13 protein-coding genes are annotated in these 17,050 nt (G+C 72.5%); 10 read left to right on the top strand and 3 right to left on the bottom strand.

Translation table 11 applies throughout. The annotated features are described in order from the left end of the window. Window positions 1-143 precede the first annotated feature (143 nt). Window positions 144-2,153: a DNA helicase RecQ gene (gene recQ, locus GPA10_RS03270; RefSeq protein WP_157164044.1), complete on the top strand. Its 2,010-nt coding sequence runs from the start codon at window positions 144-146 to the stop codon at window positions 2,151-2,153. A 41-nt stretch (window positions 2,154-2,194) separates the two neighbouring features. Here the strand turns inward: recQ and GPA10_RS03265 are convergent, their stop codons facing one another. After that, entirely contained in the window at window positions 2,195-3,574 is a 1,380-nt protein-coding gene (locus tag GPA10_RS03265) for a fumarylacetoacetate hydrolase family protein (RefSeq protein WP_157164043.1), read from the bottom strand. A 192-nt stretch (window positions 3,575-3,766) separates the two neighbouring features. Between GPA10_RS03265 and GPA10_RS03260 the strand changes: the two genes are divergently transcribed. Then, entirely contained in the window at window positions 3,767-5,041 is a 1,275-nt protein-coding gene (locus GPA10_RS03260) for a carboxylate--amine ligase (protein ID WP_343040241.1), read from the top strand. A 51-nt stretch (window positions 5,042-5,092) separates the two neighbouring features. Next, complete coding sequence (locus tag GPA10_RS03255) at window positions 5,093-6,325, top strand: FAD-dependent oxidoreductase (RefSeq protein WP_343040240.1); 1,233 nt, start codon at window positions 5,093-5,095, stop codon at window positions 6,323-6,325. Between the two features lie 106 nt (window positions 6,326-6,431). Here the strand turns inward: GPA10_RS03255 and GPA10_RS03250 are convergent, their stop codons facing one another. Both GPA10_RS03250 and GPA10_RS03245 read right to left on the bottom strand, forming a co-directional pair. Continuing rightward, window positions 6,432-6,785 (bottom strand): hypothetical protein, encoded by a 354-nt coding sequence (locus GPA10_RS03250; RefSeq protein WP_157164042.1) that lies wholly within the window; start codon window positions 6,783-6,785, stop codon window positions 6,432-6,434. Between the two features lie 225 nt (window positions 6,786-7,010). After that, window positions 7,011-7,514 (bottom strand): MarR family winged helix-turn-helix transcriptional regulator, encoded by a 504-nt coding sequence (locus tag GPA10_RS03245; protein ID WP_058848055.1) that lies wholly within the window; start codon window positions 7,512-7,514, stop codon window positions 7,011-7,013. A gap of 207 nt (window positions 7,515-7,721) precedes the next feature. On the opposite strand from GPA10_RS03245, the gene GPA10_RS03240 reads away from it, so the two are divergent. From GPA10_RS03240 to GPA10_RS03210, 7 genes are all read left to right on the top strand, one after another. Beyond that, the gene (locus GPA10_RS03240; protein WP_157164041.1) at window positions 7,722-8,858 is read left to right on the top strand and encodes a questin oxidase family protein; all 1,137 of its coding nucleotides are present in this window, start codon (window positions 7,722-7,724) and stop codon (window positions 8,856-8,858) included. Window positions 8,859-9,197: 339 nt separating this feature from the next. Further along, the gene (locus GPA10_RS03235; RefSeq protein ID WP_058848057.1) at window positions 9,198-10,010 is read left to right on the top strand and encodes an HAD family hydrolase; all 813 of its coding nucleotides are present in this window, start codon (window positions 9,198-9,200) and stop codon (window positions 10,008-10,010) included. 762 nt (window positions 10,011-10,772) lie between these two features. Beyond that, complete coding sequence (locus tag GPA10_RS03230; RefSeq protein ID WP_058848058.1) at window positions 10,773-11,783, top strand: polyprenyl synthetase family protein; 1,011 nt, start codon at window positions 10,773-10,775, stop codon at window positions 11,781-11,783. A gap of 163 nt (window positions 11,784-11,946) precedes the next feature. Then, complete coding sequence (locus GPA10_RS03225) at window positions 11,947-13,026, top strand: CHRD domain-containing protein (protein WP_157164040.1); 1,080 nt, start codon at window positions 11,947-11,949, stop codon at window positions 13,024-13,026. A 388-nt stretch (window positions 13,027-13,414) separates the two neighbouring features. After that, window positions 13,415-14,695 (top strand): LolA family protein, encoded by a 1,281-nt coding sequence (locus tag GPA10_RS03220; RefSeq protein ID WP_157164039.1) that lies wholly within the window; start codon window positions 13,415-13,417, stop codon window positions 14,693-14,695. Between the two features lie 341 nt (window positions 14,696-15,036). Then, window positions 15,037-15,990 (top strand): ABC transporter ATP-binding protein, encoded by a 954-nt coding sequence (locus GPA10_RS03215; protein ID WP_343040238.1) that lies wholly within the window; start codon window positions 15,037-15,039, stop codon window positions 15,988-15,990. Beyond that, window positions 15,977-17,014, top strand: coding sequence for an ABC transporter permease (locus tag GPA10_RS03210; protein WP_157164038.1), 1,038 nt, complete (start codon window positions 15,977-15,979; stop codon window positions 17,012-17,014). Before GPA10_RS03215 ends, GPA10_RS03210 begins: the two co-directional genes overlap by 14 nt. Window positions 17,015-17,050 lie beyond the last annotated feature (36 nt).

Genomic DNA, 17,050 nt, shown 5'->3' with positions numbered 1-17,050 from the left:
GGCGCATTTGTCACACCGCCGGGGCGAGCCTGTGGATAACTTCGAGGGCTGTCGGCGCCGACCCCTATCGTGGACGCAGTGGTGGAAGCACGCGGTGGTCGAGGCGTGACGTACGGGGCTGGGCGAGGCATGGGATCGGTGGCATGACTGACATGGAAGAGGGCGCGCGTCCGTTCGCGGACCCTTACGAGGACCCGTTCGACGAGCCGTTCGGGGAAGAGGATCCGTTCGCGGGCGAGGACCCGTTCCTGAGCGGCCAGGCGTCCTCGGCCGCGGGCTCGGGCGGGCCGGCGGCCCCGGGCGTCGCCGCGTCCGGCGGCAGCGCCCAGGAGACCCTGCACCGCGTGTTCGGGTACGACTCGTTCCGCGGTGAGCAGGAAGCGATCATCGACCATGTGGTCTCCGGCGGCGACGCCGTGGTCCTCATGCCCACCGGCGGCGGCAAGTCCCTCTGCTATCAGATCCCCGCCCTGGTCAGGCCGGGTACGGGCGTCGTGGTCTCGCCCCTCATCGCCCTGATGCAGGACCAGGTCGACGCCCTGCGGGCACTCGGCGTGCGCGCCGGGTTCATGAACTCCACGCAGGACTTCGACGAGCGCCGGGTCGTGGAGGCCGAGCTGCTCGCGGGCGAGCTCGACGTGCTCTATCTGGCACCGGAGCGGCTGCGCCTCGGCACCACGCTCGACCTGCTCTCGCGGGCCAGGATCTCCGTCTTCGCCATCGACGAGGCACACTGCGTGGCGCAGTGGGGGCACGACTTCCGGCCCGACTACCTGACCCTGTCCGTCCTCGGCGAGCGCTGGCCGGACGTGCCGCGCATCGCGCTGACGGCGACGGCGACCGAAGCCACGCACCGCGAGATCACCCAGCGCCTGGCCATGCCGGACGCCAAGCAGTTCGTGGCGAGCTTCGACCGGCCGAACATCCAGTACCGCATCGTGCCGAAGGCGGAGCCGAAGAAGCAGCTCCTGACCTTCCTGAAGGAGGAGCACGAGGGCGACGCGGGCATCGTCTACTGCCTCTCGCGCAACGCCGTGGAGCGCACCGCCGAGTTCCTCTGCGCCCAGGGCATCGAGGCGGTGCCGTACCACGCGGGGCTCGACAGCGGGACGCGCGCGCTGCACCAGTCGCGGTTCCTGCGGGAGGACGGCCTCGTGGTGGTCGCCACGATCGCCTTCGGCATGGGCATCGACAAGCCGGACGTCCGCTTCGTCGCCCACCTCGACCTGCCCAAGTCGGTGGAGGGGTACTACCAGGAGACGGGCCGCGCCGGCCGCGACGGCATGCCCTCCACGGCCTGGATGGCGTACGGCCTTCAAGACGTCGTCCAGCAGCGCAAGCTGATCCAGGGCAGCGAGGGCGACGAGGCGTTCCGGCGCCGGGCCGCCTCCCACCTGGACGCGATGCTGGCGCTCTGTGAGACCGTCCAGTGCCGCCGCGCCCAGCTCCTGACCTACTTCGGCCAGGACCCCACGGCCGGCTCCTGCGGCAACTGCGACACCTGCCTCACCCCGCCGGAGACCTGGGACGGCACGGTGGCCGCCCAGAAGGTCCTGTCGACGATCGTGCGGCTGCAGCGGGAGCGTGGCCAGAAGTTCGGCGCCGGCCAGATCATCGACATCCTGCTCGGCCGCAGAACCGCCAAGATCATCCAGTTCGACCACGACCAGCTCTCGGTCTTCGGCATCGGCGAGGATCTTGCCGAGGGCGAGTGGCGGGGCGTGGTCCGGCAGTTGCTGGCCCAGGGCCTCCTCGCCGTCGAGGGTGAGTACGGCACGCTGGTGCTCACCGAGGCGAGCGGCTCCGTGCTCGGCAGACAGCGCGAGGTGCCGCTGCGCAAGGAGCCCAAGAAGGCGGCGGTCGCGCGGTCCGCCGCGAAGGGCGAGCGCAAGGCGCGGGCCGCGGCGGCGGTGGCGGAGCTGCCCGAGGAGGCCGTGCCGGTGTTCGAGGCGCTGCGGGCCTGGCGGGCCGCGCAGGCACGGGAACAGGGAGTTCCGGCCTACGTCATCTTCCACGACGCGACGCTGCGGGAGATCGCGACGGTGCGGCCCGCTTCGGTGGGAGAGCTCGGAGGGATCGGCGGGGTCGGCGAGAAGAAGCTGGCGACGTACGGGGAGGGTGTGCTGGAGGTGCTTGCGGAGGCGGGCGCGTAGGCCTCGCGGGGTCGCCCCCCGCGAGGCCCTCCCGGGGCGCCTCAGCCCGTCGCCGGGGCGATGCGTCCTGTGACCTCGCCGAGGCCCACGCGGGTGCCGTCGGGCCCGGGGGCCCAGGCCGTCATCGTGACGACGTCGCCGTCCTCGAGGAACGTCCGCTTGCCGTCGGGGAGTTCCAGGGGGTCGCGCCCGTTCCAGGTGAGCTCGATGAGGGAGCCGAACTGGTCGGGGGAGGGGCCGCTCACGGTGCCGGAGCCGTACAGGTCGCCGGTGCGCAGGGAGGCGCCGTTGACGGTCATGTGGGCGAGCTGCTGCGCGGCGGTCCAGTAGACGGTGGAGAAGGGGGGCTCGGAGATGACGTGGCCGTTGAGGGCCACGGTGATGCGGAGGTCGTAGCCACCGGGCTCGTCCACGACGGACCCGGCGGGCCCCGCGGAGTCGCTGGCGCCGGAGCCGGAGCCGGAGCCGGAGCCGGAGGCGGTGGTGGCTGCGGTGTCGTCCAGGTAGGGCAGCAGGGGCTCGGTGCGCTCGGGCGGGGTGACGCGGGCGGCGTCCAGGGCCTCCAGCGGGGTGATCCAGGCCGAGACGGAGGTGGCGAAGGACTTGCCGAGGAACGGGCCGAGCGGGACGTACTCCCAGGCCTGGAGGTCGCGGGCCGACCAGTCGTTGAGGAGGCAGAGACCGAAGACGTGCTCACGGAAGTCGGCGAGCGGCACGGGGGTGCCGAGCGTGGACGGGGCGCCGACGACGAAGCCGACCTCCGCCTCGATGTCGAGCTTGATCGAGGGGCCGAAGACGGGCGCGGTGTCCGCGGGCGTCTTGCGCTGACCGGTGGGGCGCACCACGTCCGTGCCGGAGACCACGACGGTGCCGGAGCGGCCGTGGTAACCGATGGGCAGGTGCTTCCAGTTGGGGGTGAGCGGGGTGGGCGCGTCCGGGCGGAACATGCGGCCGAGGTTCGACGCGTGGTGCTCGGAGGCGTAGAAGTCGACGTAGTCGGCGACCTCGAACGGCAGGTGCAGGGTGACGTCGGACAGGGGGTGGAGCAGCGGGCGGACGATGTCGCGGTGCGCGGGGACGGTCACCCAGGCGGTGAGGGCGCGGCGGACGTCGCTCCAGGTGCGGCGTCCCGCGGCGAGCAGCGGGCCCAGGGTGGGCTGGGCGAGCAGCGAGGCATAGGGCGAGCCGAGGGCCGCGGCGGCCGCTCCCGCGTCGAGGACGTACGAGCCGAGCCGGACACCGACCCGGCGGCCGTCCGAGGTGGCGGACCCGTCCGAGGTGGCGGACCCGTCCGAGCGGGCGGACCCCTGCGCGGGGGCGTCCGAGGCCCCGGGCCCCGCCGGGGTGAAGACTCCGTAGGGAAGATTGTGCGGGCCGAAGGGGTCACCCTCGGGGAGGTCGAGCGGGTTCTGCTCGGACATGCGTGCCTGCCTCGCTTTCCAATCTGAGTGCCCCACACGTTACGTGGGAAGCCGCGGTTCGGGCAGTGTCTAAAGAGTTCGTAATGTCCGGATAAAGTGCGAGTGGAACTGCCCATTCCTGCCTAGCTTCCATGGGGGGACGCGGACAGGGGGTGGTCCGGGTCGATTCGCAGGGGACGCCTGGGGGGATCCGTGACCGGTTCCAGGGGTGGCGCGGGCTTGGGCCCGGACCGCGGAGTACCCGGACTCATAGTGAAGTTCGGCGACTATCCACTGCACCACGGCGGCGTCGGAGCGATCCGCAGCCTGGGGCGCCTCGGCGTCCCCATGTGTGCCATCACGGAGGACCGGCACACCCCGGCGGCGGCGTCGCGCTATCTGACGCGGGCGTTCCCGTGGCCGACCACGGGCACCGAGGAGCCCGCGCGCCTGGTGGCGGGACTGCTGCGGATCGGTCGGCGGATCGGCAGGCCGACCGTGCTGATACCGACGGACGAGGAAGCGGCGGTGCTGATCGCCGAGCACCAGGAGGAGCTCGCGGGCGCGGATTTCGGCGGGTTCTTGTTCCCGCGGGTCGCGCCCGCGCTGCCGCGCCGTCTCGCCAGCAAGCAGGGCCTGCACGAACTGTGCGCGGAGCACGGCCTCGCCTCGCCCGATTCGGTGTGCCCGCAGAGCCGGAACGAGGTGGAGAAGTTCGCCTTCACGGCGAGGTTCCCGGTCGTGGCCAAGAACCGGGAGGCGTTCCAGCGCCGCGAACGGCCCGCGGTCGCCGGCACCACGCGTATCAACACGCGCGAAGGGCTCCTGGAACTGGCCCGCGACTGGGGTGAGCGGCCCGGCGTGATCCTTCAGGAGTATCTGCCGCGGGAGCAGGCGGAGGACTGGGTCGTCCACGCCTACTTCGACGAGAACTCCGCCCCGCTGGCCCTCTTCACCGGTGTGAAGGTCCGTTCCTGGCCACCGCACGCGGGCATGACGGCGAACGCGTACGTGGTCGACAACCCGGAACTCGCCGACCTCGCCGCACGTTTCGTCAAAGAGATCGGCTTCACCGGCATCATCGACCTGGACCTGCGCTTCGACCGCCGCGACGGCCAGTACAAACTGCTCGACTTCAACCCCCGCGTGGGAGCCCAGTTCCGCCTCTTCGAGAGCGAGGCGGGAATCGACGTCGTCCGTGCGATGCATCTGCATCTGACCGGTCGCGACGTCCCCGAGGGCGAACAGCGCGCGGGCCACCGGTACGTCGTGGAGAACATAGACCTGCCCGCGTATCTCGCCTACCGGCGCAGCGGCTATGTGACCCCGCACGCCCCGGCCCGCGCCACGGGCACGGAACTCGCCTGGCTCGCCAGGGACGACATGATGCCGTTCTTCACCATGCTCGCGCGGTTCGTCCGGCCGGGCGCCAGGCATCTGATCCAGCTGTGGCGGACCAGCCGCCGCGGCGGCACGACCACGAAGTGACGGTGCGGCGTGCGACGGCACGGCGCACACGACGTCCTGGGGAGGGACTTCGTGCATCAACCGAACCGGCCAACGGCCGTCAGCAGTCCCATAGCTGTCATAGGGGCAGGGCCGTACGGCCTGTCCACCGCCGCGCACCTGCGGGCCCGGGGCCTGCCGGTGCGGGTGTTCGGTGAGCCCATGGTGAGCTGGCGGGAGCACATGCCCGCGGGCATGCTTCTGAAGTCGACGCCCGTGGCGTCGAACATCGACGCGCCGCAGCCCGGCCACACTCTCGTCGACTACTGCGCCGCCGCGGGCCTGCCGCGGCTGATCACGGACGAGGACATCATTCCGGTCGAGACGTTCGTCGGGTACGGGCAGTGGTTCCAGGAGAAGCTCGTACCCGACCTGGAGCAGGTGCGGGTGGTGTCCGTCGACCAGCGTCCCGGCGGGGGGTTCGAGCTGAAGCTGGACTCCGGGGAGCAGTTCACGGCCCGCGCCGTCGTCGTCGCCACCGGCCTGTCCGGCCTGGAACGGCTGCCGGCCGAGCTGGCCGCGGCCGTGCCGGACGGGCCCTCGCCCGCGGGCCCCATGTCGCACAGCGCGCAGCACCACGACCTCACCCGGTACGCGGGCTGCGAACTGCTCGTCGTCGGCGCGGGACAGTCCGCCCTGGAGACCGCGGTGCTCGCCGCGGAGGCCGGCGCACGCGTGCGGATCGTCGCCCGGGGCCGGGGCTCCGTGGCGTTCGGCGAGCCGCCGTGGAAACAGCCCAGGCTGCGCCCGGAGTCGCCCTTCGGCCGCGCCTGGTCGCTGTACGTGCTGAGCTATCACGTCCAGGGCTACCGCCATCTGCCCACCGCGGCCCGGCACTTCCTCACCCGCCGCGTCCTCGGCCCGCTCGGGGCCTGGTGGCTCCAGGAGCGGTACGAGGGGAAGGTCGAGACCCGCGAGGTGCGGCGCGTCGTCACGGCCGAGACGCGCGGGGGCCGCCCGGTCCTCACCGTCGAGACCCTGGGCCGCCGCCCTCAGATACTCGCCGCCGACCACGTCGTCGCCGCGACGGGGTACCGCGTCGACCTCGCCGCCCTCAGCTTCCTCGGTCACGCCCTGCGCGCCCGGCTCGCCGTCAGCCGCGGCACGCCCAAGCTGGGCGCGGGCTACGCCTCTTCGGTGCCCGGCCTGTACTTCACGGGCATGCTGGCCGGATCGTCGTACGGCCCGCTGATGCGGTTCGTGTGCGGTACGGAGTTCGCGTCACCGCGGCTCGCGGGGCACGTGGCCGCGGCGTACGGGGCCTGAGGAGCCTGGGGACCCGAGGGTCCCCAGGGGGGACGGAGGGGCCTGAGGGTCCCGAGGGGGAACGAAGGGTCCCGAGGGGGAACGGAGGGAGCCCGCCCGCGCAGGGTCAGCGGTCGAGGACCGGCATCGGTGCGGGACGTGCCTCGCGCATGCGCTCGGGCGTCCAGTACCCGGCGGCGGACGACCCGCCGCGCCCGGCGGGACTGCCGTTCCCGGCCGCACTGTCACTCCCGGCGTGACTGCCACGCCCGGGGGCGTCGGCAGACCCGGCCCCGGCGTCGCGCTCGGCGTCGCCGCCCCGCCCGGTGTCCGGCGACGCGGAGGTGGCCCCCGTCCGCGGATGCGACGAGCCGTTCCCGCCGGTGTCCGCGGCCGACGCCTGCCAGGCGAGGGTCGCCGTGAGGAGCGCGGCGGCGATCGCGGAGGTGAGGGCGAGCTTGCGGTCCTGGCGGAGTGCCATGTCGATCCTTCGGGCCGGGTGATGTGCGGAGGCGCGCGGATACGCGGACGCGTGCCGGGTGACGGGTACCGGACGGAGGCCTGTCCGCTGGGCAGGGGCTCCGCCGGGGAGAGGGACCCCGCCGGGGAGAAGCCCTCCCGCAGAGGGATCCCCCCGTGCCTCTTTGCGACGTGTCCCGAGCGGGAACGGTTCCGTACGACGTGGTGGCCGGCGAGGCCCGGCCCCTCAGCCCTGAACCTCCCGCACCCACGCCCTGAGCCCCGCCACGAACCCCTCCCTGTGCTCGGCGGGAAGCCCGTCGAGCGCGCGCAGCAGCGGCTCGCCGCGGCGGACGACGAACGATTCGAGCAGCGGGCGGTACTCCTCGACGAGGGACACGAGGACCCGGCGGCGATTGGTCTCGTCCGGGGTGCGCGTGACGATCCCGGCCCGCGCCAGACCGCCGACCAGCTCGCTCGCGGTGGGCAGGGAGACCTGTAGCCGGGCGGCGATGCCGCCGACCGTGAGCGGGGCGTCGGCTGCGAGGAGTTGCGGCAGCACGGCGCCGTGGCGCGGAGTCAGGCCCTGGCTCTCCATCGCCGTACGCAGCCGCTCGGGCATCAGCTCGCTCACCACCGCTCCGCGGAAGTAGGGCTCCAGGAGCGGCACGAGCCCGACGATTCGGATCTCGTCGGCGGTCGGGCTCCCGAGGTGTTCGGGCGGCGGCCCGGGTTCTTGCGCGCTCTGCATGCCGCGAGTGTAGTTTGTTTGGAGTTCCAAACTGTTCTGGATTACGAAGTCTCATGTGTGTCCTGCGCGTCCCATGCGTCCTACGCGTCCCGTGCGTCCCATGTGTCCCGTACGTCCCGTCGGCATGTACGGGACGCACGCACGGGACGCATGTACGGGACGTACGCACGGGACGCGCGTACGCAACGTACGGAAGGTGTGTGCGGCATGTCCTCGATCAGCTATCACGACGCCGTCAACGACGCGTTGGAACGACTCGAAGACCTCGGTTACGAACGTGGAGCCGGCGTCGACCTCGCCAATCACGGCCCGATGGGCGCCGAGGCCGTCGCGGTGCTCGGGCACGGCGACGAGGTCGCCCACTGGACCCGCCGCTACCGGCGCGCACTCGATCACCACGAGCCCCCCGCCGCGCGCTTCGCCCTCGACCCCGCCGACGAGGCGTCGTGGCGGCCCGCCCTCGGGGACTTCGGCAGGGCCGGTGACTGGGAGCGGCTGTTCGCGCGCGAACTCGACGACGCGCCCTGGCGCGACGTCCTCGCGCGCTGGTGGCCGCGGCTGCTCCCCGGTCTGTTCGCCGGTCTCACGCACGGCCTGATCCGGACGGCGCACGCGGTGCGCGGACTGGACGCGGCCGGGGACACCGCGACCCGGCTCCAGCGCGACGAGCTGGGCAGGGGGCTCGCGTACTGGGCCGCGCGCTACCACGCGCTGCCCGGCGACCCCGCCCTGCGCGGGCCGCACGCCGTGCCGGGTGCCGTCGCCGCGCTGCCCCGTGTGCCCCTGGACGGCCCGCGCGGACCGGCCGTCGCCCGCGACCGGCTCGACGCCCTCGACCGGCTCCCCGGCTACACCGAGTCGTTGGGGCAGCTCGCGCCGTACCCGGCCGCGCGCCTGCTCAGCGACATGACGCTGCAGTTCGCCGATGTCTACCTGGGGCACCCCGAGGTCTTCCCCGTCCCGCTCGTGCACGGCGTCACCGCGCCCGCCGCCGCGCGTCTGGTCCTGCCGCACCTGCCCCGGGAGTTGTACGAGCCGACGCTCGCCCGGTTGTGGCAGGTCCAGTCGGCCTTCCTGCTCGCGTTCACCGCGGACCGCGGGGACGAGGGCACGACGGCCTGGCGGGCCGAGGCCGACGAACTGCCGCCTCTCCACGAACTCGGCGCGCGCACCGTCGAGCACGGCGACGAACACGTCATCAAGTTCACGGAGGCCTGTCTGCGCGAGTACGCGCTGCGCCCCGACCCCCGCTATCCGGCGGCCGCGTACGCGGCGCAGTGCCGGATCCCGCGGCTGGCGGACGGTGGGGGTGCGGGGGCGGTGGCCGGGGCTGCGGCGAGGTAGTCCCGTACGGGGAGTTCAGGGGAGGTGCCCCGTGCGGGAAGTTCAGGGGAGGCGTCCCGTGCTGGAAGTTCAGGGGAGGTTCCCCGTGCGGGAAGTTCAGGGCGGCGTGCACGCCGTCCGCTGCGGCCCGTCCGCCCAGGACGCCCGCGGCCCGCCCCGATCCGGTGAAACGGGAGCGCGCCCGCACGCGCGGCGCCCTCGTGCGCCCCGGGCGCGCATCACCGTACGCAACCGGGACCGCGACCCGCTGTCTGCCGGGAGTGCGCCGGGCGCACCCCAACCGTCACAGCTCCTGTCACACGTCTTACCGTGCGGCCCCGGATCCGTATTCTTCGGATCATGGCCGCTCCTCTCGCATATGCCCTCATCGCCACTGACCTGGACGGAACCCTGCTGCGCTGCGACGACACGGTTTCCGACCGGTCGCGCAGGGCGTTGGCCGCCGCGCGCGAGGGCGGGGCACGGCATCTCGTCGTGACCGGACGCCCCGCGCCCCGCGTGCGCCCGCTCCTGGAAGAGCTCGACTACGACGGTCTCGCGGTGTGCGGACAGGGGGCTCAGCTGTACGACGCGGGGACCGGCCGCATGGAGTGGTCGGTGACCCTGGACCGGCAGCTCGCGGAGGTCGCGCTGGGGAAGATCGAAGCCGAGGTCGGGCAGGTCTTCGCCGCGGTCGACCAGGACGGCGTCGACGGTCTGACGCTGATCGAGCCCGGGTACGAGATGCCGCACCCGACGCTGCCCGCGGTGCGGGTGCCCCGGCGCGACGTGCTGTGGGAGGAGCCGATCAGCAAGGTCCTGCTGCGGCACCCCGCACTCGCGGACGACGAGTTGGCGGCGGTGGCCCGGGGCGCGGTGGAGTCCCTCGCGACGGTGACGATGTCCGGGCCCGGCACCGTCGAGCTCCAGCCGTGCGGGGTGACGAAGGCCACCGGTCTCGCGCTCGCGGCGGAGCGGATGGGGATCGGGGCCGCCCGGACGATCGCCTTCGGGGACATGCCGAACGACATCCCGATGTTCGCCTGGGCCGCGCACGGTGTGGCCATGGCCAACGCTCATCAGGAACTCAAGGCGGTGGCGGACGAGTTGACGGCGTCGAACGAGGAGGACGGCATCGCGGCGGTCCTCGAGCGGCTGCTGGCGGCGCGGTGACGCGACCCGTCCCGCGCGTGCGGCGTGCGGCCGGGCCGGGTGCGGCTCGCGGATGGCCCGATTGCGGCTCGTGGCGGCCTCGTAGCCCGCTGCCGCGTACGGGTACGCCCCGCGGGCCCGAGCGGGCGTACGCAGGCCCGTGCGGCCCGCGCTGCTCGTGCGGCTCGTGCGGCCCTTACGGCCCGCGCTGCTCGTGTGCTGATTGTGGAGTGGGTGCTGGTTGTGGAACGGGTGCCGGGTGCGGACCGGATGCCAGGTGTGGACCGGGTGCCAGATGTGGACCGCATGCCAGGTGCGGACCGGGTGCCGAATGTGGACCGTGGCCGGAAACCGGCCCGCCGCGGAGGCTTGGCCGGATGCCGTCGAGGGAGGGTTCCGGCGCCTCCGGTTCCACCGCCGCGGAGCCGCCGCGGAGCCGCCGCTTCCCAGCGCGGTGCGGCTGGTGCGCACGTGGCTCGACCCGACGGGACGGCCACGCCACCGGGTGGCCCGGGACCGGCCCGGCGGCCCGGCCGGGAGCCCGCCCGAAGGGGCGCATCACTCCCGCCATGTGGGGCACATCATCCATGGTGCACCATTTCGGTCATTCCATGTCTATCGGGCAGGCTGGTCTCCTCTGCTCGGGCGGGCGCTGGCTGTGATCGAAAGGCGACCGGATACGCTGACTTGAGTGATGGCAGCGACACATCGACAAACCGTGTCATCGACGAATGATCGACCGAGTGATCGACTTGTGATCGTCAGCAGACAGGAGAACCCCTCGTGACCGTCGTCGGGCCCTTCGGGCTGAGCGTGCGGGACCAGGCTCTCGAAGCCGATGTCCAGGCCGGGTTGGCGGCTGTCGAGGAGGGCCTGCTCGAGGCCACCAAGAGCGAGGTCCCCTTCATCACCGAGGCCGCGCAGCACCTCGTGCGGGCCGGCGGTAAACGTTTTCGGCCACTCCTGGTGATGCTGGCGGCCCAGTTCGGCGACCCGTACGCGCCCGGAGTGGTGCCGTCCGCCGTGGTCGTGGAGCTGACGCACCTCGCGACGCTGTACCACGACGACGTGATGGACGAGGCCGATGTGCGCCGGGGCGTGGCGAGCGCCAACCAGCGCTGGGGCAACTCCGTGGCGGTCCTCACCGGCGACTTCCTGTTCGCGCGCGCGTCCCACACCCTCGCCGACCTCGGCCCCGAGGCCGTCCGTATCCAGGCCGAGGCGTTCGAGCGCCTCGTCACCGGGCAGATCCTGGAGACGGCCGGCCCCTCCGACGGGCGCGACCCCGTCGACCACTACCTGGAAGTGCTCGCGGGCAAGACCGGCTCGCTGGTCGCCGTCGCCTGCCGGTTCGGCGCGATGATGTCGGGCGCCGACGAGACCGTGGTGGACGTGCTCACGCAGTACGGGGAGCGGCTCGGCGTCGCCTTCCAGCTCGCCGACGACGTACTGGACATCGCGTCCGAGTCGACCGAGTCCGGCAAGACCCCGGGCACCGACCTGCGGGAGGGCATCCCCACGCTGCCGGTCCTGCGGCTGCGGGAGCGCGTGGAGCGCCTCGGGCTCGCGGAGGACGTCGCGCTCTGCGAACTGCTCGACTCCGACCTCACGGACGACGCGCGGCACGCCGAGGCGCTGTCCCGGCTGCGGTCGCACCCGGCTCTGGAGCAGGCCCGCCGGGACACCGTGCGGTACGCCAAGGAGGCGCGGGCCGCGCTGGCCCCGCTGCCCGAGTGCGACGCCAAGGCGTCCCTGGTCGAGCTGTGCGACCTGGTGGTGCACCGGGCGGGTTGAGCGACCCGCCGCCCCCGGGGCCGGGGCGCGCCGAACGAGCGCGCGTGACGTACATCACAAAGGGAGTTCGAGACTGGATTGAGTCCAGTCTCGGATCCGTTCCGTACCTCTGCCCGTGAGCCGACGCAGGGGGCGTCGGCGTGGCGAGGGGGAGACGCCGATCATGGGTACGACCACTGCAAAGACCAGCACGAAGGCAACGATCAGCGCGACTCGTCGCCGCCGGGTGCGGCTGCTCACCGACGCCGTCGCGGTCGCCGCTGCCACGGGTGTCGCCGCCGTGACCCTGCCGGCGTCGGCGGACAGCGGCAGTTCGGCGGCCGGGACGGCGGCGACGCCAACGACGGCGCCAACGACAACGACGACCACGACTACGACAACTGCGGCGGCAGCAGCGGCGGCGCGGGCGAATGGCAGTGCCCTCTTCGTGGCGAGTCTGAACGGCGCCAACGAGGTACCCGTTGCCGGCGGCCCCGCCGTCGGTGACAAGGACGGTGCGGCCCTGCAGTTCGTCAAGGTCAAGGGCGACAAGGTGTCCGTGACAGTGAAGTGGCGCGGCACCGCCGAGCCCACCGCCCTCCACATCCACCAGGGCGCCAGGGGCACCAACGGCGCCGTCAAGATCGACTTCACCAAGCTGCTGGCCAAGGCGGAGAACCGGCGCGTGACCGGCACGGTGAAGGTCGCGGGCGCCGCCCTGCTCAAGAAGCTGAAGGCGAACCCCAACGGCTTCTACGCCAACCTGCACACCGCCGAGTTCCCCGGCGGTGCCGTCCGCGGTCAGCTCCACAAGGTCACCGCGAACGTCTCCCTGGGCGCGGCGGCCCGCAGCTTCCAGGCATCCGTGGTCAAGGGCAGGCAGATCTACCAGTGCAAGAAGGCCGCGGGCGGCTCCGGCGGCTTCACCTTCCAGCAGCGCGACGTGCGGGCGACGCTCGGCGGCCGTATCGCCCACGACTTCGTCAGGCCGAACTCCGGCACGCCGCGCTGGATCGCGCCCGACCGCAGCGCCGTCACGGGAAGCCTGATCTCCAAGACGCCCAACGGCAAGAAGAACATCGCCGAACTGGACCTGCAGGCCGATCGGGTGGGCAAGAAGCGCGGGCTGCTCGCGGGCACGACGGAGATCCTGCGGCTCAACACCGTCGGCGGGGTGCAGCCGTCGGGCGCCTGCAAGCCGGGCACGCCGAAGAGCGTCGTGTCGGTGCCGTACGGCGCGGACTACGTGTTCGTGGCCCGCTGAACCACCGGCCGGGCCACGGGGCGAGCGATCGGGCGAGCCACCGGGCAAGTGACTGGGCAAGTGACCGTCGAGCGATCGGGCGAGCCACCGAGAGACCACGTGACGTACGTGCGTACCCCCCCCCGTGACGCACCGACCGTCACCGCCCCTGGCGGCGCCTCCCCTTACGGGACGGGGGAGGCGCCGCCTCTTTTTGTCATCCCCAAGCAGTAGGAGGAGTTGCTCCCCGGGTCTGACGCTTCCCGCTGGCCGATTTGGTCGGATGGAGACAGCCGAAGACAGGCGCGGACAACCACTCCTGACCAATTCGGGTGAGAATGGCGGCGCGGGGTGGACGCGTGCACGCGAGGAATGAACGCCGCCGCCGACCACGGAGGTAAGGCAGACAATGGCACCGTACGAACCGGAGCAGGACACCAACGAGGCAGGGGAGCTCAGGGCGGGGCGCCGCAAGGCGGTGCGCTATGTCGTCCCGCTCGCGGTGGCCGGTGTGGCCGCGGCGACCATCGGGCTCGTCCCGGCGCTCGCCACGTCGGGCGACCCCGACCTGCCGGAGATCACCGCGCAGGAACTCATCGAGAAGATAGCCGCGTCGGACACGGAGCAGCTCTCCGGCACGGTGAAGATCAGCACGGATCTGGGCCTGCCGTCGTTCGCCTCCGGCATGACCGGCTCCTTCGCGCCGGGCGCGGGCGGCGGCGGCGAGGACAAGGGCGACGGCAAGGGCTCGGCCGCCGACCCCTCCGCCAAGCTGCTGGAGCTGGCCACCGGTACGCACACGCTGCGGGTCGCGGCCGACGGCCCGGACAAGCAGAAGCTGTCGGTCCTGGACGACGCCGCCGAGTACAGCCTGATCCACAACGGTGACGACGTGTGGGCCTACGACAGCGCGTCCAACGAGGCGTACCACTCCAAGGACGGCGGCAGGGCGGGCGAGCACGCGGACGAGCGCGGCAAGTTCGGCAAGCCCGGCGGCGAGGGGCTGTCGAAGGGCGACGTGCCCGCCACGCCCAAGGAGTTCGCCGAGCAGGCCCTGAAGGCCGCCGACAAGTCGACGTCGGTGAAGGTCGACGGCAGCGCGCAGGTGGCGGGCCGTGACGCCTACCGCCTGGTCCTGAAGCCGAAGGACTCCGGTACGACGGTCGGCCAGATCACCATCGCGGTGGACGCGAAGACGGGGACGCCGCTGAAGTTCACGCTGTCCCCGGCCGGTGGCGGCGCCGCCGTCGTCGACGCGGGCTTCACGAAGGTCGACTTCGGCAAGCCGGCCGCGTCCACCTTCGACTTCGAGCCGCCGAAGGGCACGAAGGTCACCGAGGAGGGCGAGGGCAACGACGCGTCCCGGCACGGGAGCGGCAAGGACTTCAAGGACTTCGAGGACTCCGCGGGCGCCGAGCCCGGCGTGAACGTCATCGGTGAGGGCTGGACGTCCATCGCCGAGCTGAGGCTGCCGGGCGGCCAGGGCCTGCCCACCTCCGCGTCCGACGACGTACCGCAGGAGGCCGCGAAGTTCCTCGACTCCCTCGGCGACAAGGTGCAGGGCGACTTCGGCTCGGGCACGGTCTTCAAGACCCGCCTGGTCAACGCGCTGATCACCGACGACGGCAGGATGTACGTGGGCGCGGTCACCAAGAACGCGCTGGTCGAGGCGGCGAACGGGGCGCAGTAGCGCCCGGACGCGAGCGGAGGACGACCCGGCGGTGGATCCGGGGTGCCGAGCAGTGGGGCACCCCGGATCCGTCGTACGGCGATCGGGCTCCGTGCGGAGGCAACGGCCGTACAGCAGAGGAAACAGCCATACAGCAGAGGGGACGGCCATACAGCAGAGGGGACGGCCGTACAGCAGAGGGGACGGCCGTACATCAGAGAGAACGGCCGTACACCAGGAAACAGCCGTACAGAGGAAACAGCGGCACAGAGGGAACAGCCGCACAGAGGAAACAGAAGGCGCGGGTGCCGGGCAGGCCGGAAACGGGCGGGCCGCGGGCGCCGGACGAACGGGAGGTACGGGTGCCGAGCACCAGCGGGGACCGCACGGTCAGTGTGATCGAGACGTCCGGGCTCACCAAGCGCTACGGCAAGCACCTGGCCGTCGACAGTCTCGACCTCACCGTCCCGCGCGGCAGCGTCTTCGGTTTCCTCGGCCCCAACGGCTCCGGCAAGACCACGACGATCCGCATGCTGATGGGCCTGATCGAGCCGACTTCCGGCCGCGCCAAGGTCCTCGGCCGCCCCATGCCGTACGACGGCCGCAGGGTGCTGCCGCGCGTGGGCGCGCTCATCGAGGGCCCGGCCCTCTACGGCTTCCTGTCGGGCCGCGACAACCTCCTGCGCTACGACTCCGCCGACCCGACCGCCGACCCCCGCACCCGGCGCGCCCGCGCCGAGGCCGCCCTGGACCGGGTCGGCCTGACGGCCGCCGCGAACAAGAAGGCCAAGGCGTACTCGCTCGGCATGAAGCAGCGCCTCGGCCTCGCCGCCGCCCTGCTCCAGCCGCGCGAACTGCTCGTCCTCGACGAACCCACCAACGGGCTCGACCCGCAGGGCATGCGCGAGATCCGCTCCCTGGTGCGGGAGCTGGCGTCGGACGGCACCACCGTCTTCCTGTCCTCGCACCTCCTCGACGAGATCGAACAGGTCTGCTCGCACGCGGCCGTGATGACGCGGGGCAGGCTGATCACGCAGGGCCCGGTCGCGGAACTCGCAGCGGGTGCCCGCGGGCGGCTCTTCGTGACGACCCCGGACACCGCGGACGCGGCCCGCGTGCTCAAGGAGTTCGGCGTGGCCGACCTGGTCGTCGCCGACGACCGGGTCACGGGGGAGCCACCGGGCACGGAACTCGCCGACGTGAACGTCGCGCTGGTCGAGGCGGGCGTCCGCGTCCGCGGCTTCGGCGTCGAACGGGCCTCCCTGGAGGACGCGTTCGTCGCCCTGACGGGAGAGGGATTCGATGTCGCGGGCTGAGGTGGCGGGGCCGGACGGGCGGGCGGGGGCCGCGGGAGCGGGGCCGGACGGGCGGGCGAGCGCCGCGGGAGTGGGGCCGCGCGGGCGGGAGTCGGCGATCACCGCACCTGTTCCGGAAGACGGAACCGGAGGCGGGGGACCCGGAGGCGGCGGCCCCGGAGGCGGGCGGGCCGTGAGTCTCGCCTGGACCCTCGGTCTCTTCCGCAGCGAGCTGTCCCTCACCTTCCGCCGCTGGCGCACCCTCGCGCTGCTCGCGGTGCTCGCCGCCGTGCCCGTGCTCGTCGGCATCGCCGTCAGGATCGAGACGAGCGACGGCGGTACGGTCGGCGGTGGCGGCCCCGACGGCGGTGGCGGTCCCGCCTTCATCGCGCAGGTCACCAACAACGGCCTCTTCCTCGTCTTCACGGCGCTGGCCGCGACGCTGCCGTTCTTCCTGCCGATGGCGATCGGCGTCGTCGCCGGGGACGCGATCGCGGGCGAGGCCAGCGCGGGAACGCTGCGCTACCTCCTGGTCGCGCCCGCGGGCCGCACCCGGCTGCTGCTCGCCAAATACGCCAGCGCACTGGCGTTCTGCCTGGTCGCGACGTTGGTGGTGGCGGTGTCGGCCCTCGCGGTCGGGGCGCTGCTGTTCCCGCTCGGCGAGGTCACCACGATCTCCGGGACCCGGATCAGCTTCGCCGACGGACTGCTGCGCGCGCTGCTGATCGCGCTGGTCGTGGCCGCCTCACTGATCGGTGTGGCGGCCCTCGGCCTGTTCGTGTCGACGCTGACGAGCAGCGGCATCGCCGCCATGGCGACCACCGTGGGCCTGCTCATCACCGTGCAGATCGTCGACCAGATCCCGCAGCTGCACGCGATCCACCCGTATCTGTTCTCGCACTACTGGCTGTCCTTCGCCGACCTGATGCGCGAACCCGTCTACTGGGACGACCTGGTGAAGAACCTCGGCCTCCAGGCTCTGTACGCAGGGGTGTTCGGGTCGGCGGCCTGGGCGAGGTTCGGAACGAAGGACATCGCCTCCTAGGCCCGCTGGTCCCCCTCCGACCCCCCTGGTTCCTCG

It is taken from the genome of Streptomyces typhae, assembly GCF_009755605.1.
Taxonomy (GTDB): Bacteria; Actinomycetota; Actinomycetes; order Streptomycetales; family Streptomycetaceae; genus Streptomyces; species Streptomyces typhae.
Note: the sequence above shows the minus strand (reverse complement) of the source record. Positions and strands in the feature narration are given on the sequence as shown.